The 237-nt window shown below is 77.2% G+C and carries 1 protein-coding gene; it reads right to left on the reverse strand.

Going from position 1 to position 237, the window contains the following annotated elements; all coding sequences use genetic code 11:
• A partial coding sequence (locus tag ACPYOM_RS23840) for a hypothetical protein (protein WP_481347881.1) occupies window positions 1–237 on the reverse strand: 237 nt, incomplete at both ends.

A 237-nucleotide genomic window follows, 5' to 3' on the forward strand; every position in this document is an offset into this window, starting at 1 on the left:
GCGGGTGAGAGCGACCTCGCCTCGGGCCCGGTAGTCCGCCGAGGTCATGTGCGGCTCGTCGAGGACCCCGCCGCCTGCGCCGGCCCGCGAGAAGACCGGGGACCGCCGTACCGCGACGACGAGGAGGGCGGCCACGACGACGGCGAGGACGACGAGCGTGACCGGCAGCGCCCAGCCCGGCGCCGACGGCGGGCCACCGACACCGGACAGCTGCCCGCCGAGCCAGTCACGGAACCG

Source organism: Monashia sp. HAY1-2A (assembly GCF_056755315.1).